This is a genomic window from Exiguobacterium qingdaonense, assembly GCF_018617855.1.
In the GTDB taxonomy this organism is placed as follows: Bacteria; Bacillota; Bacilli; order Exiguobacteriales; family Exiguobacteriaceae; genus Exiguobacterium; species Exiguobacterium qingdaonense.
The window spans coordinates 420,812-447,266 of sequence record NZ_JACSKY010000001.1 but is presented as its reverse complement, the minus strand read 5'-3'; the positions used below and the strand labels follow the sequence as shown (position 1 = coordinate 447,266).

Here is a 26,455-nt window from a genome sequence, read left to right as displayed (position 1 = left end):
GAAAAACCAGTGGCAGTATTTGAATTTAAATTACCAGATATCGGTGAAGGTATTCACGAAGGTGAAATCGTCAAGTGGTTCGTAAAAGCAGGGGATACGGTCAAAGAGGACGACGTTCTTTTAGAAGTACAAAACGACAAAGCAGTCGTTGAAATCCCAGCTCCAGTCGACGGTACAGTCAAAGAGGTTAAAGTTTCTGAAGGTACAGTTGCCGTAGTCGGCGACGTCCTCATTACATTTGACATCGAAGGCGACGCACCAGCAGGTGAAGAAGAAGAGGCACCTGAACAACCGAAAGCAGAAGAGAAGACAGAAGACGTAAAAGAAGATGTGAAAGAAGACGCGCCACGCGATGTTCAACTTCACAAATCTGAACGTGTCATCGCGATGCCATCGGTTCGTAAGTATGCGCGTGAAAAAGGTGTCGATATCCGTGAAGTCAACGGCTCTGGCGACAACGGTCGCGTCTTGAAAGAAGACATCGACGCATTCGCAAACGGTGAAGCACCGTCTACAGAATCTACAACAGAGAAAACAGATTCTGTAGCACCGGCAGCAGCTGAGAAAACGGAAATCAAGCCTTACGAGTCAGCGACTCCAGAACTTGAAACACGTGAGAAGATCCGCGGAATCCGTAAAGCCATCTCGAAAGCTATGGTTAACTCGAAACACACTGCACCACACGTTACACTCATGGACGAAGTCGACGTGACGAAACTCGTTGCACTCCGTAAGGACTTCAAGCAAGTCGCAGCGGACCAAGGCGTGAAACTCACGTACTTGCCATTCGTCGTGAAAGCATTGACTGCTGCAGCGAAAGCATTCCCAACAATCAACGCTTCAATCGATGATGTCAACGAAGAAATCGTCTACAAAAACTACTACAACATCGGAATCGCAGCTGACACGGACAACGGGCTCGTTGTACCAGTCGTGAAAGATGCAGACCGTAAGTCAATCTATGCACTTGCTTCAAACATTAACGAACTTGCAGGAAAAGCTCGTGAAGGCAAACTCGCTGGGGAAGACATGAAAGGCGGATCGATCACAATCACGAACATCGGTTCAGCTGGTGGACAATGGTTCACTCCGGTCATCAACCACCCAGAAGTTGCGATTCTCGGGATCGGTCGCATCGCTGAAAAAGCTGTCGTGAAAAACGGTGAAATCGTTGCTGCGCCAGTACTTGCACTCTCATTCAGCTTCGACCACCGCCTCATCGACGGTGCGACTGCACAGAACGCTCTTAACATGGTGAAACGCTTGCTCGAAGACCCAGCACTTCTAATGATGGAGGGATAAGAACATGGTAGTAGGAGAATTCGCACAAGAAACTGATTTACTTGTCATCGGTGCCGGTCCTGGTGGATACGTTGCCGCAATCCGTGGCGCGCAGCTCGGAATGAAAGTAACAATCGTTGAGAAAGGCAACTTCGGTGGTGTCTGCTTGAACGTCGGATGTATCCCATCAAAAGCGTTGATCACAGCGGGACATAACTTCCAACACGCTAAAGGACACGATTCAATGGGAATCACTTCTGATAACGTGTCAGTGGACTTCACAAAAGTTCAAGACTGGAAACAGTCAGTCGTTAACAAATTGACTGGCGGAGTCAAAGGCCTTCTCAAAGGAAACAAAATTGAAATCGTTCAAGGTGAAGCTTTCTTCGCTTCTGAAGATACAGTCCGTGTCATCACTGAAGACAGCTCAACTCCTTATAAATTTAAAAAAGCAATCATCGCGACCGGTTCTACACCGATCGAGATCCCATCGTTCAAGTGGTCTAAACGCGTCCTCTCTTCAACTGGCGCATTGGCACTTCCTGAAGTACCGAAAAAGCTCGTCGTCATCGGCGGAGGCTACATCGGTATGGAGCTCGGTACGGCATACGCTAACTTCGATACAGAAGTTATCGTTGTAGAAGGCGCTAGCGACATCTTGTCTGGCTTCGAGCCACAAATGACGCAAATCGTTAAGAAGAAGCTCAAACAAAAAGGGAACGTCACAATCCACACGAACGCACTTGCTAAAGGTGTCGAAGAAACGGAAGACGGCGTAACTGTCAAGTTTGAAGTGAACGGCGAAGAGCAAACGGTCGAAGCGGACTATGTGCTCGTCACGGTTGGTCGTCGTCCGAACACGAGCGATATCGGTCTCGAAAATGCGGAAGTTAAAGTTAGCGATCGTGGAATCATCGAAATCGATGACCAGTGCAAAACTTCTAACGAAAACATCTTTGCAATCGGTGATATCGTTCCTGGACCACCACTTGCTCACAAAGCTTCTTACGAGGCTAAAATTGCAGCAGAAGCAGCAGCAGATAAGCCAGCTTATCTCGACTATTCTGCAATCCCTGCAGTCGTCTTCACAGACCCTGAACTCGCGACTGTCGGTTACACAGAACCACTCGCAAAAGAAGAAGGACTCGAAATCACAGTTTCGAAATTCCCATTCGCAGCGAACGGTCGTGCACTTGCACTTGACGAGCCAGACGGCTTCATGAAGCTCATCACACGCAAAGAGGACGGTCTCTTGATCGGTGCTCAAATCGCGGGTACTGGCGCTTCAGACATGATCGCTGAGCTTGGTCTTGCAATCGAGGCTGGTATGACTGCTGAAGATATCGCACTTACAATCCACGCTCACCCATCACTCGGTGAGATGGCAATGGAAGCTGCTGAAATCGCAATGGGTATGCCAATCCACGTCGTTAAATAAGAACACTCATAAAACCTCTCTCACGAATCGTGAGAGAGGTTTTTCATGTAGGTGACGACACGCTCGACTTCCTTGAATCCAATTTTCTCGTGAAAGCGTTGACTGTCCTCGTTTTCAAGCTCGGTATCCGATGCCAGTTCGATGCACCCATGACGCGCCGCGAAGGTCGACGCAGCATCGACCAAACGAGTAGCGACGCCTCGATGGCGCTCTGACTCGATGACATAGATTCCCTCCACGTATGCTGTCGGAGAGGTGGTGGAGCCGGGGACATAGTCATGACGGAAACTGAGCTGACAAAAACCAACCTGTCCTGTTTCGTTTGAGGCGATGAAATAATGCATGTTCTTTGAAGCGATTCCGCTCCTGACTTCCATACGTAATTCATCATCAGGGGCGTCTGGCCAAAGTTGATGCATGAGCTGAACAAGGGTCTCTAAATCCACTTCAGTCGCATAATCAATTTTCATTCTGATCTCTCCTTAGGTTTCGTACTTGTAGTATAAAGGAAAATACTTAAGAGAGAAGGGAGGGAATCCTGATGGCATTCGATGAGGAGTTATTATATACGGTGTCCGAGACGAGTCGTGTCCGTTTTACCGGGATTGAAACAGAAGCCGCCCGTTATGATTTTGGTTTCGTCTACACACACCAATTCATGGGCAAGGTGTTAGTCGTCTGCATGCAAACCGGTCAATCTGCCCTTCTCGATTTGCATGCGCTAGAAGAGCCGCGTCAATTGTACCCGATGCTTGGTATCAACTTGAACGATACGGAACACGTCGCTGAGTTTTTGCGGCTCTGCTTAGTCGAAAAAACACAGCCTTCCGAAGAAATTGACACTTGAAAAAATGTAAGCGTTTTCTTATAATGGGATGTAGGGGAAGCAATTCGATCATCTACAGCCACCTTTTCTGAGATGACATAAAAAATGAGCCGGTCATGATGACCGGCTCATTTTTTATTTAGCGAATCGCTTTTGTTTGTTGAATGACTTTAATCATTTGAAGCGACTCATCTTCAAGTCCCTGGACAGGGAGTCCTGCTTCGATATTAGCCATGATGTAGTCAAGAGTCGACGTCGTGATCAGTTCACCTGGGATGATAATCGGAATCCCTGGTGGGTATACCATAATGAACTCCGCTGAAATGCGACCGACGGCGTTCTCGAGAGGAATGGTCTCTGACTCTTCATAAAATGCATCACGTGGACTAAGCGCAAGCGGTGGAATCTCAGGTAGCATGATGGTGAGCGAGTCATTACCTGATTTCTGATAGACGGATACGACGTCTTGCATCGCATCGATCAACGTTTTAATCGTCGACTCGTCATCCGCTGACGTGACGATGAAGAGAACGTTCAGTAAATCTGACATTTCGACTTCGATGCGATGTTGTTCACGGAGATACTTCTCCACCTCAAACCCTGTTACACCGAGCTCACTTACTGACACGAGGATTTTCGTCTCGTCGAGTGCGTAAGTGGATTCTGAATGCAATTCAGCATGTCCATATACAGATAAGTTCGTCATCTGATTGATTGCCGAACGAGCCGTTCGGGCAAGGTCGAGTGCCCGTTCATTCATCATATGTCCTTTCGTCGCAAGCTGTCGACGTGCGGCGTCAAGCGAGGCGAGAAGTAGATATGAGGTGGATGTCGTTGTAATCATCGAAAGCATCGCATGGATTCGTTCTGGCGAGACGAGACCGCGTCGTACGTTCAAAATAGAGCTACCGGTCATCGACCCCCCAAGCTTATGGACGCTTGTCGCAGCCACATCGGCCCCGGCTTGCATCGCAGAGAGGGGAAGCTCATCGTGAAACGGGAGATGCACCCCATGTGCTTCATCCACGAGGACGGGGACATCTTGCGCATGGGCGACAGAGACGATTCGCTCCAAATCTCCTGCGACACCAAAGTAAGTTGGGTTGATGACGAGAACGGCTTTTGTGTCTGGGTGAAGCTCGAGTGCGCGCTCTACGGCACTTGCAGTGATTCCGTGGGCGATGCCATATGTCTCGTCGAACTCCGGGTGGATGAAGACCGGGTGAGCACCTGTAAGGACGAGTGCGGACATGACCGACTTATGCACATTCCGGGGAACGATGATTTTCTCGTTCGGTCCGACAACGCCCATAATCATGGCCATGATTGCACTCGATGTACCTTGTACGGAGAAAAAGGTCTCATCAGCAAGGAACGCCTCTGCCGCCAAGCGTTCCGCTTCAGCGATTGCCGCTTTCGGATGATGAAGGTCATCGAGTGGGGCAATGTTGATCAAATCAATTTTTAGGGCGTTTTCGCCAATAAAATCACGAAACACGGGGTCCATCCCTTTTCCGCTTTTGTGGCCAGGAATATGGAACGCGATCGGATTTGAGTCGACATGCTCGAGCAATGTGTCAAACAATGGCGTTTCTAGCTGAGTGGCACCTTTTAATTTCAATCGTAAATCCCCCTTGAAAACAGTATATTTATGAAGTGAATCATAACGTTTCGTTATATGTTGGCATCAAAAAGTAGCAACAAAAAAACTATAGAGATTTATGGCCCAACTTGCAATACTTTTTTTTGTTGTTACAATAAGTCTCGAGGTGAACAATATGCAAATCAATTATCCGATCAATTCGGATTGGACGACAGACGAATTGATTGATGTCGTCGAGTTTTACAGTGTCGTCGCACAAGCGAATGAAGGCGGCGTCGAACGAGAGGTTTTCCTCGACGCATATCGCGCCTTTAAACAGATCGTAACATCTAAGGCGGAAGAGAAACAACTGAACGCGGCTCATGATGAACAGACTGGATATTCTACGTATCGTACGGTTCAAGCGGCTCAGAAATCTTCGAGTAAAATAATCAAAATGTAAGTCCAGACATGCCCGAGACAATCCGGGCATGTTTTTTGTTATATTCTTTTTTGATTCGGGTACAGTTCTTTAACAGCGATTCAGGTTTAAGCGCTTCAGAATTGGGAATATATCCATTAAGATAAAAAATTCAAAATAGTCAGAAAATTCTCTTTCTTTTTCGGTTTTTATCTGATATACTCAATTCAACTCATTAAACCGTAACTTGCAGCCCAACAAAAGGAGTGTGGCATCTTATGAAACAAGTAATTGAGGCATTTAAAAGAAAAGACGCAGAAAAACGGATTCCGGTGCTGCGCTTGGAGATTGATTATGAATTGGCAACACTTTTCGATGCGATGGCGTCACAAGATGATGCCACAGTTCAGGCTAGTAAGCATCGGTTAGAGAAGTATCGCCAAGAATTATTGCGTCTCGAAGCCTAACCTATACACACATTCAGCCAGTATTCCGAGCGGATACTGGTTTTTGTTTGGTACAATACAGTTGAGGTGATGATAGATGATAGAATGGTTCGCAGTCGATCTGATCAAACAAGCGGGAGAGTTGATTCGCCGTGAGATCGATCAAAGCTACGAAGTGGAACGAAAGACCGGAAAAGGGGATCTGGTCACGGAGATTGATCGAGCGGTGGAACAACTGATTGTGCATCGCATTCAAAAAACGTTCCCCGAGCATCAAATTATGGGGGAAGAAGGGACGGCAGATCAACCAGACACCCTGACAGGGACGGTCTGGTTCGTCGACCCGATTGATGGAACGCTCAACTTTATACATCAAAAACGTATGTTTGCCATCTCAATCGCCATCATGGTGGATGGGGTCGTTGAATATGGATTTGTATATGACGTCATGGCGGATGAGATGTTCATGGCTCGGAGAGGATACGGGGCGACATTGAACGGGCGAACGTTGACAAAACTGCATGAACATCACGTGCGTGACGCTTTCTTAAGTATGAACGCGACATGGGTCACGCCGAATCATCAAATCGCTCCTGAGATTTTGGCACCGATTGTACGAGATTCGGTTGGCACCCGGGCACATGGGGCCGCGTCACTTGAATTAGCCTGGCTTGCTGCCGGTCGGGTGGACGGCTACATCACGATGCGCAATATGCCGTGGGATTATGCTGCCGGAAAGTTACTCGTGGAAGAAGTGGGAGGGCGTGTCGTCACGTTGTATGGTGAACCTATACGATACGATGGCAAAACATCCGTATTGGCAGGCAGTGAGTCGTTTGTGAACGACGTCATGAAACATTATGTCATCGCAAAAGTGACGGCCGAAGCGAAGCCCGACCTTCGCATCGTCGCCCATGAAACGTACGGAGAAGTGCGAGACCTTCTTGTACTGGCGAACCCGAATGAAGCGATGGTTCGGGAACAATTCGAAGAAGGACGCACGTTCAGAGCGTTGCTCGGTAAGGAAATCGTCGGAGCATACATGTTGGTGGCACGCGAGGGAAGCCGGTTCGAACTCGTTAACATCGCGGTGAAACCGGAACGTCAAAACCAGACGATCGGACAGCGGATGCTACAAGATGCGGTGAAACGGGCGACGTTGCTCGGTGGGAAAGAACTGCTCGTCTGTACGGGGAACTCAAGCATCATGCAGTTACGTTTTTATCAGCAAGCCGGCTTCCGATTTGATTCGGTAGAGCGGGATTATTTTATCAATCATGGCTACGGTGAGATTGAAGAGGATGGGTTGGCTTTACGTGACCGGATCTGTTTGACTCGTCCGTTATAGTCGTTCATGTAATGAAAGGGTGCTCTGACATTGATCAGAGCACCCCCTTTTTTATGAAGAATGGCGATCGGACAGGATGCGACGGCGTAGTTGAATGCCAAAGAAAGTCGCAATCCCACTTAATACGAGACTACCTAATATGATGGCGGCACTTCCTTCGGCGACGCCGATCCCGATGCCGACAAATCCGGCGACGACGGCCATGGCAATCAATAGAAACATTAGTTGCATGGAGATTCCTCCTTATTTTCTCTTGTCTACCCCATTGTATGATAAAAAACGTCCGATGAAAACGTTCACAGTCGATTCCACTCGACAAAGGTACTGTGACGTGTGCTATACTCTTTAAGTTGAAGAAAAGCTGAAACTTTTTAAATAAGAGAGGAATAACTACATGAACGTAAGAACAAACCTTCGTAACGTAGCCATCATCGCACACGTTGACCATGGTAAAACAACGTTAGTCGATGAATTATTGAAACAGTCTGGTACATTCCGGACGAACGAGGCGGTCGCAGAACGTGCGATGGACTCAAATGACATCGAGCGTGAGCGCGGAATCACGATTCTTGCTAAAAACACGGCAATCGATTTCAAAGACACACGAATCAACATCGTCGACACACCAGGTCACGCAGACTTCGGTGGGGAAGTTGAACGAATCATGCGTATGGTTGATGGGGTCATCCTCGTCGTCGATGCGCGCGAGGGCTGTATGCCACAAACTCGTTTCGTATTGAAAAAAGCACTTGACCAAGGACTTCGTCCAATCGTCGTTGTCAACAAAATCGACAAGCCGATGGTTCGTCCGCTTGACGTTGTCGACGAAGTCGTCGATCTCTTGATTGACCTTGGCGCAGATGAAGATCAACTTGAATTCCCTGTCGTCTATACATCGGCTGTCAGCGGTTCGAGTTCGTTCGATCCTGATCCTGAGAAACAAGAAGATACAATCACGCACGTACTCGACACGATTCTCGAGAACACACCGGCTCCAATCGATAATTCAGATGAGCCACTTCAGTTCCAAGTGACGATGCTCGATTATGATAACTACCTTGGCCGAATCGGTGTCGGTCGTGTCTTCCGTGGAAGAATCAAAGTCGGAGAACAAGTATCTCTTTGCAAGACTGACGGTACAGTGAAACAACTTCGCGTCACGAAGTTGTTCGGTTACTTCGGACTCAAACGTGTTGAAATCGAAGAAGCGAAAGCTGGCGATTTGATTGCGATCGCAGGGATGGAAGATATCAACGTCGGTGAGACGGTCACGCCAGTCGGTGAAGAAGATGCACTCCCGCTTCTTCGTATCGATGAGCCAACGCTTCAAATGCGCTTCATGACAAACAACTCACCATTTGCAGGACGTGAGGGCGATTTCGTGACAGCACGTAAAATCGAAGAACGTTTGATGAAGCAACTTGAAACTGACGTCTCACTTCGCGTCGAAAACACGGATTCACCGGATCAGTGGGTCGTATCAGGACGCGGTGAGCTTCACCTCGGTATTTTGATTGAAAACATGCGCCGTGAAGGATATGAGCTACAAGTATCTAAACCGCAAGTAATCATTCGCGAAGATGAAGATGGCACGAAAGTTGAGCCGTTCGAACGAGTTCTCATCGATGTACCGGAAGAGTACACAGGCCCTGTCATGGAATCGATCGGTCTTCGTAAAGGTGAACTCGCTAATATGAACACGAACGACAATGGACAGACACGGATGGAATTCATCGTTCCGTCACGTGGGCTCATCGGATATCGTAACGAGTTCTTGTCGGCAACACGCGGATACGGAATTTTGAACCACACGTTCGAAGAGTATCGTCCGTTCATCTCTGCTGACATCGGTGGACGCCGTAGCGGTGTAATGGTATGTATCGAAAATGGGAAATCGACGGCTTACTCGATCGGTGCACTTGAAGACCGTGGAACGATCTTCATCGAGCCGGGTACGGACGTATACGAAGGGATGATTATCGGTGAATGTAACCGAGACGTCGACCTCGCCATTAACGCCGTTAAAGGGAAGCAGTTGACGAACATGCGTGCCTCGGCAAAAGACTCGACACAAGTCTTGAAACGTCCGCGCGTCTTCTCACTCGAAGAGTCGCTCACGTTCTTGAACGATGACGAGTACTGTGAAATCACGCCGGAGTCGATTCGTCTCCGTAAGAAAGTGTTGAATAAGAACGAACGCGAGAAAGCTGACAAGCGTCGTAAACTCGGTAAAGAATAAGTAGCTAGGGAACGCCTCGGCGTTCCCTTTTGTTTCGAATAGTGTAAAATGGATGTGTATGAAATAAAGGGGGATTCTTCGTCTTGAAAGCTTCTCAAACAATCGATATCACACAGATCGATGTACCATGGATCGCTTCGATGCTCGGTGTCGGTAGCGACCAAAATGACTTTTCTGTCGGATTCAATGCACTCGTTGTCACAGTCATCCTATTGACGATTCTTGTGTTCAAACTCGGTTTTGCAAAGCAACTGGCGTGGTGGAAGTCACTGATCGTCTATGTTCTGCTCGCACTCGGGGCAGGGACGATGGCACTCGTCTTTTTCACTTGGCCGATTCCGGAAGTGCTTGCCGTCATGGCAATCGTTCTGGCGATCTATCGTGGTCGCCTCTGGTGGAACCGTCGTCAAGATGCAGTCGAATCATAAAAAAAACGGGCGTCTCTTCGGAGGCGCCCGTTTGCATTACCAATTTCGTTTTTGTCGAAATGTTGGATATAACTTGAATTGTCCAGATGCGGCGCGTTCGGCGGTTCGTTCGCTGATTCGCTCCTGACACTCTTGACACATATATGTTTTAGCCGGTTTATTGCGCAATCGTTTTGCCTCAAACGACCATGAGTCGATCGTTTCGATTTTATCGCAAAGAGAACATTTTACACGCATCTTCTCACCTTCCTCTACTAGGATGAGTATAGCATGATTTCATCTGTTGAAAGCAGGGAAATGAACCGATAAGGGAGAATGGTACAACCATACCCGGTTAAAGGAGGGGAGTTGAATGGCGAGTAAGGCAACTTTTGAGTTAACAGCAGCACAAAAGCACCTGTTAAACGATATGCCGCTAACATTTCTCGTCGGTTTTGATGAAGCGAAGCGATGGCCGATCAGTCACGCCATCAGTTGGGTGCAAGCACTCGACGCTGTCACGATTCGGTTAGCATTGACAAGAAATTCACATATCGTGACCATATTGACGACTGAGAAAACTGTAGGTCTCATCTTTATCGAAGATGGTCAGTCTTACCATGTCTTACTATCATCCATCCGAGAGTTTGAACCGACCATCAAACCGAGCCTTCATCTTCGTTTTTTCGAAGGACATGTCGAAGAAGTGAGGAACATCTCATTTTATGGTGCAGCTTACGCTCAGCCCGAAATTACGAAAACGTATGATATCCGTGCAGCGGAAAAACTGGACCTTGAAGTGAAAGACAGTCTTCATTCTTGAATACCATCCTATATTCGAGGGGCGGCAAAGTCTATGAAAAAAACGTATGTACTTGATACGAACGTACTCCTACATGATCCGCTATCCTTATTTCAATTTGACGAGCATGATGTAGTCATCCCGGCGATCGTATTAGAAGAGCTAGATGGCAAAAAAAGAAACATGGATGAGGTCGGGCGGAATGCCCGAGAAACGTCACGTGTCCTCGACCAACTTCGCAAGATGGGAAAACTCCACGATGGCGTCCCGCTTGAAAATGGTGGTCATCTTTTCGTCGAGATTAGTCACGAACATCAAGGTGACATCCCGTTCGACGTGATGACGAATGATAACCGAATCCTTCTCGTCGCCTTAAAACTTATGAAACAATATGAGCATGACGCAGATCGAAAGGTCGTCGTCGTCTCAAAAGATATATTAGTCCGTGTCAAAGCAGATGCAATCGGAATCGACGCAGAAGATTATTTGACCGACCATATCGTCGATACGACCAATCTTTACGCTGGCTATCGAGAAATCGAAGTCGACCAGTCCATCATCGATGAATTTTATAAAGTGCGTCAATTGCCGACATCGGCGTTGACGAAGCAAGCATTGTATCCAAACGCGTTTGTCGTCTTGAAAAGCAATATTTCAAAAGCCAGTGCGCTCGCCGTCGTCGACGCGTTACAACCGATCATACGCCCATTGGCGTTAGACGCTGATCACATTTGGGGAATCCATCCGCGAAACGTGCAACAACGGATGGCTCTTGACCTTTTGCTCCGAGATGACATCCCGTTCGTCACATTGCTTGGAAAGGCCGGTACGGGGAAGACGCTCCTCGCGTTAGCGGCGGGGCTCTCACTCGTAGAGGATGAACAGCGTTACAATAAGCTGGTCGTCGCTCGTCCGGTCGTACCGATGGGGAACGATATCGGCTATTTGCCAGGGGAAATGGAAGACAAGCTACGTCCTTGGATGCAACCGATCTATGATAATTTAGAGTTTTTATTCAACGCCAACTCTAAAGACGAGCTCGGTAACATTTTGGCAGGGATGAAGTCGATACAACTAGAAGCGTTGACTTATATTCGAGGCAGAAGCATGCCCGACCAGTTCATCATCATTGACGAGGCACAAAACTTGACGAAGCATGAGATCAAGACGATTCTCACTCGCGTCGGGGAAAACTCGAAAATCGTACTCGTCGGGGACCCATATCAGATCGATCACCCGTATTTAGATGAGTATTCAAACGGATTGACGTACGCGGTGGAACGTTTTAAAGGACAAAACGTCTTCGGACACGTCCAACTCGTGAAAGGGGAGCGTTCTTCACTCGCCCGGCTCGCGGCAGACTTACTATAAGCGACACACAAATAACGCCGAGTTTCGTACTCGGCGTTATTTTGTATCGAGCTGGAGCGACTGGGCGTTCGTCCGCTCTAAGAAGGCATTCGTGACCATAATCAATCCCGTGATGATGAACAATGCCGAAAAGCCGAAGTGTGCCACGATTTGAGAACCGAATAACGGTCCGAGCAAGTTTCCGATAAACTGAGCGGACTGGTTGTAAGAAAAGATTCTTCCGGTCGCAGAGACGGGTGTATGCTGGCGTAGCAATGATTGAACGGACGGCATCAAAGCGGCCGTTGCGAACCCGATTCCGAAACGTAACAGGATAAGTTGGGTCGTTGAGGTGACGAACGCTTGAGGAATCAAGAAGATGCTATAGAGGAGCAGTGCCCAAAACAAGATCCGTTCTGCCCCGTAACGGTCCGACAAGCGTCCTAAACGTTGCGCCGAGAAGAGGGCGGCCAAACCAGGGGCGGAGGCGACGATGCCCGCCGTGAAGGCGAGGGCGGTCGTATGTGGATTCAGTTCACGAACGTATAACGTCAAGAGCGGTCCGATGGATTGTGTCGAGAACTGGATGAGGAACGTTGTCACAAACAGTCCGACAATCAACTGTGGATGGCGGAGAGAAGCGAAAATCGATTTCATCGAGGCGAGTTCTTCACGTTTCACCGGAACAAAATCTTCCTTTACGAACAAAAGCGTGACCAGGAATGTCAGGAAGAGTGCACTTCCCGTAAAGAGAAAAACGGATCGAAGCCCAATCCAGTCTGCGAGCAGTCCGCCGATGAGGGGACCGAGTAGACCACCGGTAATACCGCCGGTCGACAGGGTACCGAGCGCCCAGCCACTTTTCTCTTTTGGAGTTTGAGATGCGACCAACGTGATGCCGGCTGAAATGAATCCGGATACGGCACCCATGAGTAAACGCAGCCCGACGAGTTGATACACGTCTTGGACGAAGCTGATGAGAAACATGACGATGGCCATACCGATACTAGCTCGAATGAGCATCAGCTTTCTTCCTTTTCGGTCGGCCAACCGCCCCCACATCGGGGAGACGATGGCAGCCACGAGGAACGTCGCGCCAAAGGCGATTGCCGACCATGTGACGACGTGGTCAGGGTCCTTTACTCCGAGTTGTTCAATGAACAATGGGAGAAATGGAAGGACGAGACTCATCGAAGCAGCGGTCAAGAAACTACCAATCCATACGACAATTAAATTTCGTTTCCATAGAGGTATCGTAAGCGTCACGACCTTTCTTTTTAATAGTCAACACTCTATATACTACACTTTGTGAATTAAAAAGTCCAAAAAAAGAGAAGGGAAATCCCTTCTCATGAATTGCTTAATACGGTGATATGATTCACTTGGCGGATGATCTGATCCTCATACAACACATAGACAGGTCCATCGGCAAGTACTTTCCCATCTTTTGAAAATTGTAAATACACACGGGACGCCTCGCTAAGCGGTAGAGTCAACACCGTCTCCCCGTAAAAACGAACATGTGTCGCGAGCTCAACAGGTTCGGCATTGTTTAAGAAAGGTGCGAGCGGCATGGCGAACGAATCGCGCAAAGCAGCGTCTTTATCTTGTCGTGACATCGGTTTATTGTGATCGATCTTTGTCCCTTGTGACAATCCGTCATCCCATGCTTTCCCCATTTTCGCATAGTAAGCCTCGCGGTCACTCTCTGTCACCGAGTCTAAATCTTCAATCTTTCGTTTACGTTCGTCAAAAATCCATACGGTCGGGTCGATCGTCAAACTATGGCGAACCGATCCGTCTAGTGGAAAAATCATGCTTGCATCCCCCTTCATACACATTACACGTTTCATTATAGCGTTCTTTCTCGTAAAATGGAAAAGAGGAAGAATGTCGCGTTCATTCATACTGTACATTGAATTATGATGAAAGATAATGTACAGTTGAGTTATGACAAACAGTCTGTCATCGTACGGAGGAGGGGTCGTAGTGGCGACAAATTTGGCTGCAATCCAACGGGAGCAAGCGCTTCAATTACTGGAGTCGGATGCTGAAAAAATCCGTTGTCTGATTGAAGTGCAGTTAGAAAACCTGAAAATGCCGAAGTGCCCGCTTTATGAAGAGGTGCTTGATACACATATGTTTGGACTATCGCGCCAAATTGATTTTGCGGTTCGTCTTGGACTCATTTCAGACATTGAAGGTAAAGGACTGCTCGATTCATTGGAACAAAAGTTATCTGCCTTGGCAGAAGCTTCAGAATTATGAACCTTATACTCAAACTGTGCAAGTGGCGCTGTTTGAGTATTTTTTTATAAGGGTTGTCGGATTGTTTTACATAAGGAAGTGAATACATGAAAACACGGTTTCGGTATTTTGATTTTGCGTTGTTTCTGTCCGTGCTCTTGCTCGTAGGGCTCAGCTCCATCATGATCTATAGCGCGAGCGTTTGGAATCGTGGGGATTATGCAAATAGCAGTTTGTTCTATCGTCAGCTCGTCTATGTCGGCATCGGAATTTTCGTCTATTTGATTGCGACGTTGTTCCGCTATGAGATGTTTCGAAAAAAGGGGTTTCGACTCGGTCTCTATGCCGTGTCGGTGATCTTGTTGTTCGTCACATGGGCAATGCCACCACTGAACGGGGCGCGTGCCTGGCTCATCATCGGCGGGTTTACGATCCAGCCGGTTGAGATTGCCAAGTTCGTTCTCATTATTTTACTTGCGAACTACTATCATGAGTTATGGAATAATGAAATGAAAGGTCTGCCCGGACGATTGGCCCGAGCGGCGATTGTGAAAAAAGGATGGCGTGCCCAAATCGGTGCATTCTTTTTAGTCCCCGTCCTCTTTTACTTTTCGCTATACGCAATCGCCATCAATGGTCAACCGGACATGGGAGGGCTGTTCGTTCTCGGTTCCATCATGTTGCTCATGTGGTTCGGTGTCGGGGCGCCGCTTCGGATTTTGATTCCCGGAATACTAGCGGGAGTTGGTTCTGTTTTCTTACTGTTCACGACCATCTTCTCTGAAAATCAACGAAGCCGGATTGAAGTCGTGTTCAACCCATTCATGGACCCAGAAGGATATGGTCATCAACTGCTCATGTCAATCGTTTCGATTGTGCACGGCGGATTGACCGGCGTCGGGCTCGGAAACAGCTTTCAGAAGTATGGCTATCTACCTGAACCTGAAACGGACTATATTATGGCAATCATCGCTGAAGAGTTAGGTTTTTTCGGTGTATTGACGGTGTTGGTACTACTCTTCTTTATCGCGTTTCGCGCCATCCACATTGCCAACCATGCGGATAGCCACTTCGCGATGTTCGTCTCGTTTGGTATTGCGTCACAAATCATCATTCAAACGGCCATTAATATCGGTGCGATGTCCGGTTGGTTCCCAGGGACGGGGGTCACTTTGCCACTCGTCAGTTATGGAGGGACATCGCTCATCATGATGATGGGGGTCCTCGGGGTACTCAGTAGTATTTCGATGCGAAATCGTCATCGGGAAGCAACGAGACGAGAAGAAATTCGGGTGAAGTCGGAAGAAAACGTCAGACATTCTTCAATTCACGTTGTAAGGTAATGACAATATTCAATTTCATTAGTGGGGGGATTTCATTTGAAACCAATTAAAAAGTTACTTGTTGCAAACCGCGGGGAGATTGCCATTCGGGTATTTCGAGCGGCGACAGAGCTAGGGATTCGGACAGTGGCCGTCTATTCACAAGAAGATAGCGGCTCATTGCATCGTTTTAAAGCTGATGAGGCCTACTTGATTGGAGTGGATAAGAAGCCGATTGATGCGTACCTCGATATCGAGGATGTCATTCGTATCGCTAAAGAGTCGGATAGTGATGCCATTCATCCAGGGTATGGATTCCTTTCGGAAAACATCGAGCTCGCACGTCGTTGCCGTGAAGAAGGAATCATCTTCGTCGGTCCACACGAGTCGCACTTGCATGCGTTCGGGGATAAGGTGCGTGCTCGTCAAAGTGCGATTGCCGCGGGTCTTCCCGTCATTCCTGGTTCGGATGGACCACTCACATCATATGCGGACGCAGAGGCGTTCGCGAACGAACACGGATTCCCGCTTATGGTGAAAGCGGCGATGGGTGGCGGTGGACGTGGGATGCGCGTCATTCGCACAGAAGCCGAAATGAGAGATTTGATTGAGCGCGCGAAATCAGAAGCGAAGCAAGCGTTCGGTTCCGATGAAGTGTACATAGAAAAACTCGTTGAGCGTCCGAAGCATATCGAGGTCCAAATCCTCGGGGATGAGCACGGACATATCATCCACTTGTTCGAACGTGACTGTTCGGTCCAACGTCGTCACCAAAAAGTTGTCGAAGTGGCGCCGTGTGTGACGTTGTCTGATGCGTCGCGACAAGCGATTTGCGATGCGGCCGTCCAACTCATGCGCCATGTCGGATACGTCAATGCCGGAACGGTAGAATTTTTAGTGACAGAAGATGAATCCTTCTACTTCATCGAGGTCAACCCGCGTATTCAAGTGGAACATACGATCACAGAGATGGTGACAGGATTCGATATCGTTCAGACGCAATTAATGATCGCCCAAGGAGAGTCGCTCCACGGCGACATGATTCATATGCCGAAGCAAGAGGACATTAAACTCCTCGGCTATGCGATTCAATCACGTGTCACGTCAGAAGACCCAGGTAACAATTTCATGCCGGATACAGGGAAAATTATGGCGTATCGTTCACCGGGTGGTTTTGGCGTCCGTCTCGACGGCGGGAACGCATACGTCGGCGCAGAGATTTCGCCGTACTATGACTCGCTCCTCGTGAAACTGTCGACTCACGGCATGACGTTCGAGCAGGCTGCCTCGAAAATGGTACGAAACTTGAATGAGTTCCGCATTCGCGGCATCAAGACGAACATTCCGTTCTTGATCAACGTGATGAAGCATCCGAACTTCATCAACGGCGATTACAACACGTCATTCATCGATGAAACGCCCGAACTCTTCGTCTTCCCGAAACGGAAAGACCGTGGTACGAAGTTGTTGAACTATATCGGCGATGTCACGGTGAACGGATTCCCGGGAGTCGGGCTGAAAGACAAGCCGATCAGTCGCTCGGTGCGCATCCCTCAAGACTTGCCGGCAGAAGCAAAACCCGGATCGAAACAAATCTTGACGGAACTCGGACCGAACGGACTCTCGGACTGGATCAAACAGCAACCAGAACTGTTGTTGACGGACACGACGATGCGAGATGCGCATCAGTCATTGCTCGCGACGCGCATGCGGACGCAAGACATTCTCAACATCGCGGAGCCGACGAGTAAACTCATGCCAGAATTGTTCTCGGTCGAGGCGTGGGGTGGGGCGACGTTCGATGTCGCATACCGCTTCTTGTCAGAAGACCCGTGGGTTCGTCTCATGAAGCTTCGGGAGAAGATGCCGAACGTCTTGATTCAAATGTTGCTACGCGGCGCGAACGCGGTCGGGTATAAAAACTATGCTGACAACGTCATCGAGAAGTTCGTACACGAAGCGGCATATGCAGGCGTTGATGTGTTCCGAATCTTTGATAGTCTCAATAACTTAGAATCGATTCAACTTGCGATTGATGCAACTTTACCTACTGGGAAAGTCGCTGAAGCGGCCATTTGTTATACGGGAGATTTGTATGACGGCAACCGTCCGAAATATCACTTGCCGTACTATATCGACCTTGCGAAGAAATTAGAGGCGAGCGGTGCCCATATTCTCGCGATTAAAGACATGGCCGGACTCTTGAAACCGGAGTCGGCATATGCGCTCGTATCGGCATTGAAAGACGCGGTCGATTTACCGATTCACTTGCACACACACGATGCTTCAGGGAACGGGATCTTCACATATGCCCGTGCGACTGATGCGGGTGTCGACATCGTTGACGTTGCTGCGAGCTCGCTGTCGGGAATGACGTCACAACCTTCAGGTGGAAGTTTGGTCTACGCGCTCAATCATCATGCGCGCCAGCCGAAAGTGGACCCGAAACAATATGAGGTCATTAGCGACTACTGGCAAGACGTTCGTCACAACTACGAACCGTTTGAAAGCGATATGCGCGCACCACATCCTTCCGTGTACGAACATGAGATGCCAGGTGGACAATACTCGAACCTTCAGCAACAGGCGAAAGCAGTCGGACTTGGAGACCGTTGGGGAGAAGTGAAGGCGATGTATGCCCGAGTCAACATGTTGTTTGGTGATATCGTCAAGGTGACGCCGTCTTCAAAAGTCGTCGGCGATATGGCACTCTTCATGGTTCAACATAACTTGACGGAAGATGACGTGATGACGCGTGGTCATCAACTAGACTTCCCGGACTCGGTCGTCGAAATGATGCGTGGTGAGCTGGGGACGCCTCCAGGTGGGTTCCCGAAAGATGTCCGCGAGGTCATATTGAAAGGGGAAGAACCACTCAACGTTCGTCCAGGTAAACTGATCAAGCCGTATGACTTTGAGTCTGCACGTCAAGATTTATTCGAGAAATTCGAAAGACCGGTCACAGATTTCGAACTGCTCGCCCACGCGCTCTATCCGAAAGTGTACGAAGACTACATCAAACATACGACGACATACGGTGACGTATCCGTTCTCGATACGTTGACATTCTTCTACGGACTAAACGTCGGAGAGACGATTCATGTTGAGATTGAGACAGGAAAGACGTTAATCATCAAGCTCGTTCAAGTCAGTGCGGCGAATGAAGATGGGGTTCGTCTCGTGTCCTATGAGATGAACGGTGTACCGCGTGAGATTGAAATCAAAGACGTGAACGTCAAGTCACAGGCGACGAGCCGTCCGAAAGTGGATCGTTCGAACTCGAAACAAGTCGGGGCATCGATGCCAGGTTCCGTCTTGAAAGTGTTGGTTGAGCCGGGAAGTCGTGTCCATCGTGGAGAGCAACTGCTCGTCACAGAAGCGATGAAAATGGAGACGACGATTCAAGCAGCGCAAGATGGTGAGATTAAAGCCATCCATATTAAAGAAGGCGACACAATACAAAGTGACGACTTGTTGATTGAATTTGTATAATCAAAAGAAGCATAGTTCGCTATGCTTCTTTTTTGTAGATAGGAGTGGAAATCATGAAACGAGTATGTTGGTTCCGATCGGACTTTAGACTGACAGACAATCACATGTTGCATCGTGCCTTGAAAGACGTGGAAGAAGGCGATGACCTCGCTTTCGTATTTTGGCTGAATCCAAAATATTGTGACCCGTTTGAGGTTCGTCATGACTATTTTTTCTCAACGATGCGTGTGTTCATGGATGATTTAGAGGCGAAGGGGTTAGGACTTCGCGTTCTCGTCGCCGAGACGGAGGATGCGTTCGTGAAACAACTCGGAGAGATTGACGTGCTTTACTTCAATGCGGAGTATGTGGAACCGTTCAAACAGCGCGACGATCGCGTCATCGAGGCACTTGGTGAAGACGTGAAAGTCGTACGCCTCCTCGACCGGCATCTGTTTCATCCAGATGCGTTCAACACGAAGAACGGTGATCCGTATAAGGTGTTCACCCCGTTCAAAAAAGCGGCATATGCCGAACAGCCGCCAAAACCGTACGATGTCGATGTCGATCGTTTGACACGTGTCATCAGCTCGAAAAATGAGGAGCCGAGTGAACTGAAAGACTTGTTCAAACGCTGTGAGCGGGATTGGAAAGGGTTAGGAGAGACCGAGGCGAAGAAACGATTGACCCGCTTCGTCAACGATCGCATGGTCGATTATGATGAAAAGCGTGACATTCCGAGCATCGCCGGGACGAGCCGATTATCCCCATACTTACGGACCGGGGTGTTGTCGATTCGTACCATCACCGAGCAGGTGCTGTCCGCTAACAAATCAAAAGGGCGCGACACGTATTTCGATGAACTGTTGTGGCGCGAGTTTTATTACATGGTGATGGCGAAGTTCAAAGGACTGAAAGATGAGCCGTTCAACGACAAGTATAAATCGCTCGACTGGGAAGATGATGCTGAACAGTTTGAAAAGTGGTGCCAAGGAGAGACCGGTTATCCGATCGTCGATGCGGCGATGCGTCAATTGAATGAGACCGGTTGGATGCACAACCGCCTTCGTATGATTGTCGCATCGTTCTTGACGAAGCACCTTCTTCTCGATTGGCGGAAAGGGGAGCGTTACTTCGAGCGGAAGCTGATTGACTACGAGGCGGCATCGAACATCGGTGGATGGCAATGGGCCGCCTCGGTCGGAACCGATGCCGTGCCTTATTTCCGTATCTTCAATCCGACGACCCAGTCGGAGCGCTTTGACCCAGAGGGGACGTTCATTCGGAAGTATGTACCTGAACTCAAACATATGTCAGACAAGTCGATTCACTTTCCCGACCCATCTGAGCGAGAAGATTATGCGATGCCGATCGTCGACCATAAAGAAGCGAGAGAGCGTGCTCTTGAACGATTTAAAGCGTTGTAACAAAAAAGCGCCGAATCGAACCGTTGAAGTGAGATGAAAAAACTTCAACGGTTCAGTTCGTTGGCGCTTTTGTGGCTTATCCGTTCATGTCCTTTAAGTGTGCCCGGTCTTGTCGAACTGTCGACCGATAAGCGTGGTAAGAAAGGTATGATAGGATACCGAAATAACACGTAATCAAAAATGCGTGAAGGAGTGGAACATACGTTGCATGTCCACCGAGTACAATCCATGCCCCTGTTCCGACTTGGAGAAGGATGAAGAAGAGCGACGCCATCATGCCGCGTTCGATTAACTGATTCGTCTCTTTTCGGGCAAGATAGAGAACATATAGCGTATAGAAGACGAGCAATCCCGCCATCACTCGGTGTCCCATTTGAACATAAGATTCAAACGTCCACACGCTTTGGTCACAAATCGGCCAACCGACACAAGCATACGTAGCCCCTAAATGTCGGACGTACGCGCCAGTGTAGACGACAATCATCGTGTAAATCGAAAGACCGTAAAGATGGGATCTCAACTGTTTCGTTACGACTTTATGTTCCCGTTCATCCTCGAATAGCAGAATCGTCAAAATTAACAGGGATGCAAACGAGACGAGCGATATCCCAAAATGTAAAGCTAAGATGGCATCCGATTGTTGCCAAATGACCGCCCCTGCTCCGATGATGGATTGGATGAGCATAAAGATAAATGCTAGAAATGCAAAGATCTTCACATCGATACGATGTTTGACGGCGATAAACGTCCAAATTGTGAGCGCGATGATGAGTAGCCCTTCGATGCCGGAAACGACCCGGTGACTGTATTCGATCATCGTTTCGACGCTCGGGTTGGTCGGAATTAATTTTCCGTGACATAGTGGCCAGTCAGTGCCACACCCATCCCCTGAATCCGTCTTCGTCACAGTTCCACCCATGATGAGGACGAGCATCATCCCAAGGGTGACAAACCCTGAGAAAAATGCGAGTTTTTTATGCATTCATTACCACCTGCTTCTAATCAAAATCAGCTTAAGATGTACCTTGTGTATTTATATTTTTTTCGCCATACTTATTATACGGCTTTCCTTTCAAAAAACGAAATGGAAAAGCTTGCAATCGTTATCAAAAACGTTATTCTAATATTAGCAAAGCAAATATGGTGTGACAAACATCACACTATTGACACAAAAAACTCGCTATTTCACAAGCATAAAGGGCGTATTTTATAAAAAAATATGGTATCTTTGTAGAGAGTTAAGTGTATTTTGTTCATATTGTGTTTTTTCTGTGAAGAGAATGCGAGGATTTCGTGATTATGTGGGGGGGTCAGTATGACAAAAGTCAACCCAGGAATGACCGTGGATGTAGAGTATACAGAGTCTACGTCATTCCGAGATTACGTCGCCTTAGCGAAAATGGGAATTGTGCGAGCCAACCTGTTGTTGGTGTTTGCAGGATTCTTCGTAGCAGCGACGTATCAGAGCGATACGCCAGTCCTTTACTTGTTTGAAGTTTGGCCTCAGCTCTTATTAACGATGTTAGGAAGCGCACTCGTCATTTCGGGTAGTTGTTACCTAAACAACTTTGTGGACCGGGATATCGATTACTTGATGGATCGTACGGACAATCGACCGAGTGTGACCGGCAAGATTTCAGGAGAGAAGATTTTACTCCTTGGATTGACACAACTTGCCATCGGAACACTATTATTGCTCCTTGTATCGTACATTGCTGCAGTATTCGGTTTAATCGGGGCATTTTTTTATGTCGTGATTTATACGATGTGGCTAAAGCGTACGAGTACGCTCAATACGGTCGTCGGTAGTATTTCCGGAGCGGTGCCACCGCTCATCGGTTGGGCAGCGCTCGACCCGGCGCTTCATATCGATGCGTGGCTCATGTTCCTTGTCATGTTCCTATGGCAACCACCGCACTTTCTGGCGCTCGCGATGCGACGAACGGAAGAGTATCGCGCAGCAGGCATTCCGATGCTTCCGGTCGTGAACGGATTCGCCATTACGAAAAGACAAATCATTTGGTGGATTGCGACACTGATTCCGGCATCGCTCTTATTTATGCATTACGGTCTCGTCTACTTGACAGTCGCAGCCGGTTTAGGGGGCTACTGGTTGTATCTCGGATTGAAAGGGTTCAATGCCGAGGATGAAATTAAGTGGGCGAACAAAATGTTCTTCTTTTCATTAATTTATTTAGTGGTGTGGATTATCGCGCTGATTTTGACAGCACTCTGATGACCACGCTCACTATACAGAAAACCATTACACATCATTTTGGGAGAAAGTGGGGATTGTTGTGAAATCATTTAAGAAGCTTCTGTTTGGCATCGTCCCGATGATGATGTTCGCAGTCCTGTTGTCAGGTTGCGGTCAAGAGGGATTGTCTGCATTGAAGCCGATGGGAGAAGGAGCTGAGCTTCAGCTCCGAATCATTCTCATCAGTTTGGCGATCATGCTCTTCGTACTCATCATCGTATCGGTCATTTACGTGTATGTACTCATGAAGTTCCGTCGGAAAGATGAATCGATTCCGAAACAGGTTGAAGGTAGCAGTACACTCGAGATGATTTGGACGGTCGTTCCAATCATCCTTCTCATCATTCTCGCCGTGCCGACGATCACGACGACCGTCGAACTCGCGGAAGTGAAAGATGCGAAAAAAGAAGAGGAAATCAACGTTACAGCAAACTTGTACTGGTGGGAGTTTGAATATCCAGAAGCAGGGGTTGTGACAGGTCAAGAGCTCGTGATCCCGGTCGGAAAACGAGTCGGCATCAACTTGACGTCAAAAGACGTCATTCACTCATTCTGGGTACCGGCTTTGTCTGGTAAAACGGATACGAACCCAGGACTTGATAACGAAATGTGGTTACATGCAAATGAACCAGGTACTTACTACGGAAAATGTGCGGAGCTCTGTGGTCCGTCACATGCCCTCATGGACTTTAAAGTCATCGCGCTCGAGCAAGAAGAGTACGACCAGTGGCTTACAGACATGAAAGCAAAACAGGACGAGAATAGTGAGAATCTTGTCGCAGACAACACGAACTTGACTTTAGGTGAAGAAGTGTATGTTGAAAGCTGCTTGAGCTGTCACGGTGGCGGTAAAGTCGCACCAAGTTTAACGAACTTCGGCGATCGTGAATGGCTTGCGGGCTATCTCGAAAACAATGAAGAGAAGTTGAAAGAATGGATTCGCGATCCGCAAGAGATGAAACAAGGGGCTCTCATGCCAGGTTTCAATGAAGGTCAAATCAGCAACGAAGAATTAGACGCACTCGTTGACTTCTTGTATGAGCAGAAGATTGACTAACGGGAAAAGGGGGATTTCACGTGGCACAGACCACTGCAATGCAGCAATCGCGTAAATACAATGGCCTCATGGATTGGATTACGACGGTTGACCACAAAAAGATCGGTATTTTGTATTTGTTCTCAGGAATCTTCTTCCTCCTTCTCGGTGGGATTGAAGCATTACTGATTCGTTGGCAACTCGTTCGTCCGATGAACGATTTTGTCAGCGGTGAGACATTTAACCAATTGATTACGATGCACGGGACGACGATGATTTTCCTAGCGGCCATGCCGATGTTGTTCGGGTTCATGAACGCTGTCGTACCACTTCAAATCGGGGCACGCGACGTAGCGTTCCCGTTCATTAACTCATTAGGTTTTTGGTTGTTCTTCTTCGGTGGGGTCATGCTTAACTTGAGCTGGTTCTTCGGAGCAGCACCGAACGCGGGTTGGACGGCTTATGCACCACTCTCGACACAACCAGAAGCGACAGGGGTAGACTTCTACGCCCTAGGGCTTCAAATTTCTGGTTTCGGTTCATTGATGGCCGGAATCAACTTCCTCGTCACGATTTTGAACATGCGTGCGCCAGGAATGAAACTCATGCGCATGCCGCTATTCACATGGACGACTTTCGTTGCCTCGGCATTGATCGTCTTCGCATTCCCGCCACTCACGGTCGGATTGTTCATGCTCATGTTCGAACGTCTCTTCGGAGCAGTATACTTCAACCCGGCGATGGGCGGTAACGTCGTCATCTGGGAACACCTTTTCTGGATTTTCGGTCACCCGGAAGTATACATCTTGATTTTACCGGCATTCGGTATTTTCTCGGAAATCATTCCGACATTTGCGCGTAAACGCCTCTTCGGTTACACGACGATGGTGTTTGCAACGATGCTCATCGGGTTCCTCGGATTCATGGTCTGGGTTCACCACATGTTCACAGTCGGTCTTGGGCCGGTTGCCAACTCGATCTTCGCTGTTGCGACGATGGCGATCGCCGTACCGACCGGTGTTAAAATCTTTAACTGGCTCTTCACACTGTGGGGCGGTCAAATTAAATTTAACGTCGCCATGCTTTACTCAGTCGCGTTCATTCCTTCATTCCTCGTAGGTGGGATGACAGGGGTTATGCTCTCAGTCGCACCGGCTGACTATCAGTACCATGACAGCTACTTCGTTGTCGCTCACTTCCACTACGTTATCGTAGGTGGGGTTGTATACGGTCTCTTCGCAGGACTTTACTACTGGTTCCCGCTCATGTTCGGAAAAGCCCTTTCTGAAAAGCTTGGTTACTGGCAGTTCTGGTTGTTCTTTATCGGATTCCACTTGACGTTCTTCCCGCAACATTTCCTCGGATTGTTCGGTATGCCACGTCGAGTCTTCACATACCTTGGAGATCAAGGTTGGGATACGCTCAACTTGCTTTCGACGATCGGTGCCTTCTTCATGGGTGTGTCAACGATCATCTTGCTCATCGCTGTCGTGAAAGCCTTCATGTCTAAAGAACTCGTCAAACCAGACCATTGGGAAGACGGACGTACGCTCGAGTGGACACTCCCTGTCCCGACTCCAGAGTACAACTTTGCACAGACACCACTCGTCAAAGGACTCGATACGTTCTGGCTCGAGAAAATGGCAGGTAACAAACGCGTGTCAGTCGCTGAAGAAGTTTCGGATATCCATATGCCGAACAACTCGCTCATCCCGTTCTTCATGTCCCTCGGTCTCTTCATCGCAGGACTCGGAGCAATCTTCCGTGTTGACAACGATGTGTTAGGCTGGGTCTTGATTGGTTTCGGTTTGGTCGTCACGTTTGTCTCGATGTTCTTACGCTCTTGGATTGATGATCATGGCTATTACATTCCGAAGTCACAAGTCGAAGCAGACTTGAAAGCGATTCGTGAGAAAGGAGAACAATAAATGGCACATGCAGTTGAAAAACACCCGGTAACCGGTATCCCGGCTAATCCAGAGAAAGCAACGCTGGAAGGGAAAAATAAATATGTGGCCTTCTGGTTCTTCCTTGGCGGGGAGACGGTCCTTTTCGCCTCGCTCTTTGGAACGTATGTCGGTCTATTGAACTCTGGTGCGCCAGAGGAGCTACGCTCATATAATATCTTTGAAATGGGGCTCGTCTTCATCATGACGATGCTCCTCCTCACAAGTTCACTCACTAGTGTTCTTGCGATGATGAACATGAAAGCGAACAATCCAGGACGAATGAAATTTTGGTTGATTGTGACTCTCCTTCTAGGGGCCGGTTTCCTTGGCGCAGAGATTTATGAGTTCATCCACTACTATCACATCGGTCACACGTTCACGTCGAGCGCATTCGGTTCAGCCTTCTATACACTCGTCGGCTTCCACGGCGCGCACGTCACGTTCGGTCTACTTTGGATTGCTACCTTGTTGATTCGCAACTGGAACCGACCGATCGATGTATATAACGCTCCAAAGTTTTATGTATCGAGTCTGTACTGGCACTTTATCGATGTTGTTTGGGTCTTCATCTTCTCAATCGTCTACCTCTTAGGGATGGTGAGCTAA

General features: G+C 48.3%; 25 protein-coding genes. 18 read left to right on the top strand and 7 right to left on the bottom strand.

What is annotated here, in order from left to right:
* Nucleotides 1–9: 9 nt before the first annotated feature.
* Complete coding sequence (locus KNP00_RS02255) at nucleotides 10–1,302, top strand: dihydrolipoamide acetyltransferase family protein (RefSeq protein WP_215141834.1); 1,293 nt, start codon at nucleotides 10–12, stop codon at nucleotides 1,300–1,302.
* 4 nt (nucleotides 1,303–1,306) lie between these two features.
* Entirely contained in the window at nucleotides 1,307–2,719 is a 1,413-nt protein-coding gene (lpdA, locus tag KNP00_RS02250; RefSeq protein WP_215141832.1) for a dihydrolipoyl dehydrogenase, read from the top strand.
* A 20-nt stretch (nucleotides 2,720–2,739) separates the two neighbouring features.
* Here the strand turns inward: lpdA and aac(6') are convergent, their stop codons facing one another.
* Nucleotides 2,740–3,189 (bottom strand): aminoglycoside 6'-N-acetyltransferase, encoded by a 450-nt coding sequence (aac(6'), locus tag KNP00_RS02245; protein WP_215141830.1) that lies wholly within the window; start codon nucleotides 3,187–3,189, stop codon nucleotides 2,740–2,742.
* A 71-nt stretch (nucleotides 3,190–3,260) separates the two neighbouring features.
* Here aac(6') and KNP00_RS02240 point away from each other — a divergent pair, with 71 nt between their 5' ends.
* Nucleotides 3,261–3,566, top strand: a complete 306-nt coding sequence (locus tag KNP00_RS02240; protein ID WP_215141828.1) for a DUF3055 domain-containing protein — start codon at nucleotides 3,261–3,263, stop codon at nucleotides 3,564–3,566.
* 118 nt (nucleotides 3,567–3,684) lie between these two features.
* On the opposite strand, the gene KNP00_RS02235 is transcribed toward KNP00_RS02240, so the two are convergent.
* On the bottom strand, nucleotides 3,685–5,166 hold the full coding sequence (locus tag KNP00_RS02235) for an aminotransferase class I/II-fold pyridoxal phosphate-dependent enzyme (RefSeq protein WP_215141826.1): 1,482 nt from the start codon (nucleotides 5,164–5,166) through the stop codon (nucleotides 3,685–3,687).
* Nucleotides 5,167–5,323: 157 nt separating this feature from the next.
* On the opposite strand from KNP00_RS02235, the gene KNP00_RS02230 reads away from it, so the two are divergent.
* The 3 genes from KNP00_RS02230 to KNP00_RS02220 all read left to right on the top strand — a co-directional run bounded on the left by KNP00_RS02230 (nucleotide 5,324) and on the right by KNP00_RS02220 (nucleotide 7,342).
* On the top strand, nucleotides 5,324–5,590 hold the full coding sequence (locus KNP00_RS02230) for a UPF0223 family protein (RefSeq protein ID WP_215141824.1): 267 nt from the start codon (nucleotides 5,324–5,326) through the stop codon (nucleotides 5,588–5,590).
* A gap of 236 nt (nucleotides 5,591–5,826) precedes the next feature.
* Nucleotides 5,827–6,015, top strand: coding sequence for a hypothetical protein (locus tag KNP00_RS02225; protein WP_015881266.1), 189 nt, complete (start codon nucleotides 5,827–5,829; stop codon nucleotides 6,013–6,015).
* A 76-nt stretch (nucleotides 6,016–6,091) separates the two neighbouring features.
* The gene (locus tag KNP00_RS02220; RefSeq protein WP_215141822.1) at nucleotides 6,092–7,342 is read left to right on the top strand and encodes an inositol monophosphatase family protein; all 1,251 of its coding nucleotides are present in this window, start codon (nucleotides 6,092–6,094) and stop codon (nucleotides 7,340–7,342) included.
* A 51-nt stretch (nucleotides 7,343–7,393) separates the two neighbouring features.
* Here the strand turns inward: KNP00_RS02220 and KNP00_RS02215 are convergent, their stop codons facing one another.
* Complete coding sequence (locus KNP00_RS02215) at nucleotides 7,394–7,573, bottom strand: YlaF family protein (RefSeq protein WP_215141820.1); 180 nt, start codon at nucleotides 7,571–7,573, stop codon at nucleotides 7,394–7,396.
* A gap of 163 nt (nucleotides 7,574–7,736) precedes the next feature.
* Between KNP00_RS02215 and typA the strand changes: the two genes are divergently transcribed.
* Both typA and KNP00_RS02205 read left to right on the top strand, forming a co-directional pair.
* Nucleotides 7,737–9,581 (top strand): translational GTPase TypA, encoded by a 1,845-nt coding sequence (gene typA / locus KNP00_RS02210; RefSeq protein WP_215141817.1) that lies wholly within the window; start codon nucleotides 7,737–7,739, stop codon nucleotides 9,579–9,581.
* An 83-nt stretch (nucleotides 9,582–9,664) separates the two neighbouring features.
* Nucleotides 9,665–10,009, top strand: coding sequence for a YlaH-like family protein (locus KNP00_RS02205; protein WP_215141815.1), 345 nt, complete (start codon nucleotides 9,665–9,667; stop codon nucleotides 10,007–10,009).
* 36 nt (nucleotides 10,010–10,045) lie between these two features.
* Here the strand turns inward: KNP00_RS02205 and KNP00_RS02200 are convergent, their stop codons facing one another.
* Nucleotides 10,046–10,246: a YlaI family protein gene (locus KNP00_RS02200; protein ID WP_215141813.1), complete on the bottom strand. Its 201-nt coding sequence runs from the start codon at nucleotides 10,244–10,246 to the stop codon at nucleotides 10,046–10,048.
* 115 nt (nucleotides 10,247–10,361) lie between these two features.
* On the opposite strand from KNP00_RS02200, the gene KNP00_RS02195 reads away from it, so the two are divergent.
* Nucleotides 10,362–10,811 (top strand): PNPOx family protein, encoded by a 450-nt coding sequence (locus KNP00_RS02195; protein WP_215141811.1) that lies wholly within the window; start codon nucleotides 10,362–10,364, stop codon nucleotides 10,809–10,811.
* A 33-nt stretch (nucleotides 10,812–10,844) separates the two neighbouring features.
* Nucleotides 10,845–12,161, top strand: coding sequence for a PhoH family protein (locus KNP00_RS02190; RefSeq protein WP_215141809.1), 1,317 nt, complete (start codon nucleotides 10,845–10,847; stop codon nucleotides 12,159–12,161).
* A gap of 36 nt (nucleotides 12,162–12,197) precedes the next feature.
* Here KNP00_RS02190 and KNP00_RS02185 read toward each other — a convergent pair whose 3' ends face one another.
* Both KNP00_RS02185 and KNP00_RS02180 read right to left on the bottom strand, forming a co-directional pair.
* Nucleotides 12,198–13,394: a multidrug efflux MFS transporter gene (locus KNP00_RS02185; protein ID WP_215142274.1), complete on the bottom strand. Its 1,197-nt coding sequence runs from the start codon at nucleotides 13,392–13,394 to the stop codon at nucleotides 12,198–12,200.
* Between the two features lie 95 nt (nucleotides 13,395–13,489).
* Complete coding sequence (locus tag KNP00_RS02180; protein ID WP_215141807.1) at nucleotides 13,490–13,957, bottom strand: hypothetical protein; 468 nt, start codon at nucleotides 13,955–13,957, stop codon at nucleotides 13,490–13,492.
* A gap of 172 nt (nucleotides 13,958–14,129) precedes the next feature.
* On the opposite strand from KNP00_RS02180, the gene KNP00_RS02175 reads away from it, so the two are divergent.
* The 4 genes from KNP00_RS02175 to KNP00_RS02160 all read left to right on the top strand — a co-directional run bounded on the left by KNP00_RS02175 (nucleotide 14,130) and on the right by KNP00_RS02160 (nucleotide 20,607).
* On the top strand, nucleotides 14,130–14,408 hold the full coding sequence (locus tag KNP00_RS02175) for an Fpa/YlaN family protein (RefSeq protein WP_215141805.1): 279 nt from the start codon (nucleotides 14,130–14,132) through the stop codon (nucleotides 14,406–14,408).
* Between the two features lie 86 nt (nucleotides 14,409–14,494).
* Nucleotides 14,495–15,730, top strand: a complete 1,236-nt coding sequence (locus KNP00_RS02170) for an FtsW/RodA/SpoVE family cell cycle protein (protein WP_215141803.1) — start codon at nucleotides 14,495–14,497, stop codon at nucleotides 15,728–15,730.
* 36 nt (nucleotides 15,731–15,766) lie between these two features.
* Nucleotides 15,767–19,201 carry a pyruvate carboxylase gene (locus KNP00_RS02165; RefSeq protein ID WP_215141801.1) on the top strand — a complete coding sequence of 1,145 codons (3,435 nt, stop codon included), beginning with the start codon at nucleotides 15,767–15,769 and terminating at the stop codon, nucleotides 19,199–19,201.
* A 53-nt stretch (nucleotides 19,202–19,254) separates the two neighbouring features.
* Entirely contained in the window at nucleotides 19,255–20,607 is a 1,353-nt protein-coding gene (locus KNP00_RS02160; protein ID WP_215141799.1) for a cryptochrome/photolyase family protein, read from the top strand.
* Between the two features lie 76 nt (nucleotides 20,608–20,683).
* Here KNP00_RS02160 and KNP00_RS02155 read toward each other — a convergent pair whose 3' ends face one another.
* Nucleotides 20,684–21,589: a COX15/CtaA family protein gene (locus KNP00_RS02155; protein WP_215141797.1), complete on the bottom strand. Its 906-nt coding sequence runs from the start codon at nucleotides 21,587–21,589 to the stop codon at nucleotides 20,684–20,686.
* Between the two features lie 333 nt (nucleotides 21,590–21,922).
* Here KNP00_RS02155 and cyoE point away from each other — a divergent pair, with 333 nt between their 5' ends.
* From cyoE to KNP00_RS02135, 4 genes are all read left to right on the top strand, one after another.
* Nucleotides 21,923–22,843, top strand: a complete 921-nt coding sequence (gene cyoE, locus KNP00_RS02150; protein WP_215141794.1) for a heme o synthase — start codon at nucleotides 21,923–21,925, stop codon at nucleotides 22,841–22,843.
* A gap of 100 nt (nucleotides 22,844–22,943) precedes the next feature.
* A complete protein-coding gene (gene coxB / locus KNP00_RS02145; protein ID WP_215142272.1) occupies nucleotides 22,944–23,921 on the top strand; it encodes a cytochrome c oxidase subunit II in 978 nt (325 codons plus the stop codon).
* Nucleotides 23,922–23,959: 38 nt separating this feature from the next.
* Nucleotides 23,960–25,828 carry a cytochrome c oxidase subunit I gene (gene ctaD / locus KNP00_RS02140; protein ID WP_215142270.1) on the top strand — a complete coding sequence of 623 codons (1,869 nt, stop codon included), beginning with the start codon at nucleotides 23,960–23,962 and terminating at the stop codon, nucleotides 25,826–25,828.
* Complete coding sequence (locus KNP00_RS02135; protein WP_215141792.1) at nucleotides 25,829–26,455, top strand: cytochrome (ubi)quinol oxidase subunit III; 627 nt, start codon at nucleotides 25,829–25,831, stop codon at nucleotides 26,453–26,455.

Excerpts from the sequence above, each read along its gene's own strand:
- lpdA (WP_215141832.1), top strand. The coding sequence starts at position 1,307 with ATGGTAGTAGGAGAATTCGCACAAGAAACTGATTTACTTGTCATCGGT.
- KNP00_RS02240 (WP_215141828.1), top strand. The coding sequence starts at position 3,261 with ATGGCATTCGATGAGGAGTTATTATATACGGTGTCCGAGACGAGTCGT.
- KNP00_RS02230 (WP_215141824.1), top strand. The coding sequence starts at position 5,324 with ATGCAAATCAATTATCCGATCAATTCGGATTGGACGACAGACGAATTG.
- KNP00_RS02225 (WP_015881266.1), top strand. The coding sequence starts at position 5,827 with ATGAAACAAGTAATTGAGGCATTTAAAAGAAAAGACGCAGAAAAACGG.
- KNP00_RS02220 (WP_215141822.1), top strand. The coding sequence starts at position 6,092 with ATGATAGAATGGTTCGCAGTCGATCTGATCAAACAAGCGGGAGAGTTG.
- KNP00_RS02215 (WP_215141820.1), bottom strand. The coding sequence starts at position 7,573 with ATGCAACTAATGTTTCTATTGATTGCCATGGCCGTCGTCGCCGGATTT.
- typA (WP_215141817.1), top strand. The coding sequence starts at position 7,737 with ATGAACGTAAGAACAAACCTTCGTAACGTAGCCATCATCGCACACGTT.
- KNP00_RS02200 (WP_215141813.1), bottom strand. The coding sequence starts at position 10,246 with ATGCGTGTAAAATGTTCTCTTTGCGATAAAATCGAAACGATCGACTCA.
- KNP00_RS02195 (WP_215141811.1), top strand. The coding sequence starts at position 10,362 with ATGGCGAGTAAGGCAACTTTTGAGTTAACAGCAGCACAAAAGCACCTG.
- KNP00_RS02190 (WP_215141809.1), top strand. The coding sequence starts at position 10,845 with ATGAAAAAAACGTATGTACTTGATACGAACGTACTCCTACATGATCCG.
- KNP00_RS02180 (WP_215141807.1), bottom strand. The coding sequence starts at position 13,957 with ATGATTTTTCCACTAGACGGATCGGTTCGCCATAGTTTGACGATCGAC.
- KNP00_RS02170 (WP_215141803.1), top strand. The coding sequence starts at position 14,495 with ATGAAAACACGGTTTCGGTATTTTGATTTTGCGTTGTTTCTGTCCGTG.
- KNP00_RS02160 (WP_215141799.1), top strand. The coding sequence starts at position 19,255 with ATGAAACGAGTATGTTGGTTCCGATCGGACTTTAGACTGACAGACAAT.
- KNP00_RS02155 (WP_215141797.1), bottom strand. The coding sequence starts at position 21,589 with ATGCATAAAAAACTCGCATTTTTCTCAGGGTTTGTCACCCTTGGGATG.
- cyoE (WP_215141794.1), top strand. The coding sequence starts at position 21,923 with ATGACAAAAGTCAACCCAGGAATGACCGTGGATGTAGAGTATACAGAG.
- coxB (WP_215142272.1), top strand. The coding sequence starts at position 22,944 with ATGATGATGTTCGCAGTCCTGTTGTCAGGTTGCGGTCAAGAGGGATTG.
- ctaD (WP_215142270.1), top strand. The coding sequence starts at position 23,960 with ATGCAGCAATCGCGTAAATACAATGGCCTCATGGATTGGATTACGACG.
- KNP00_RS02135 (WP_215141792.1), top strand. The coding sequence starts at position 25,829 with ATGGCACATGCAGTTGAAAAACACCCGGTAACCGGTATCCCGGCTAAT.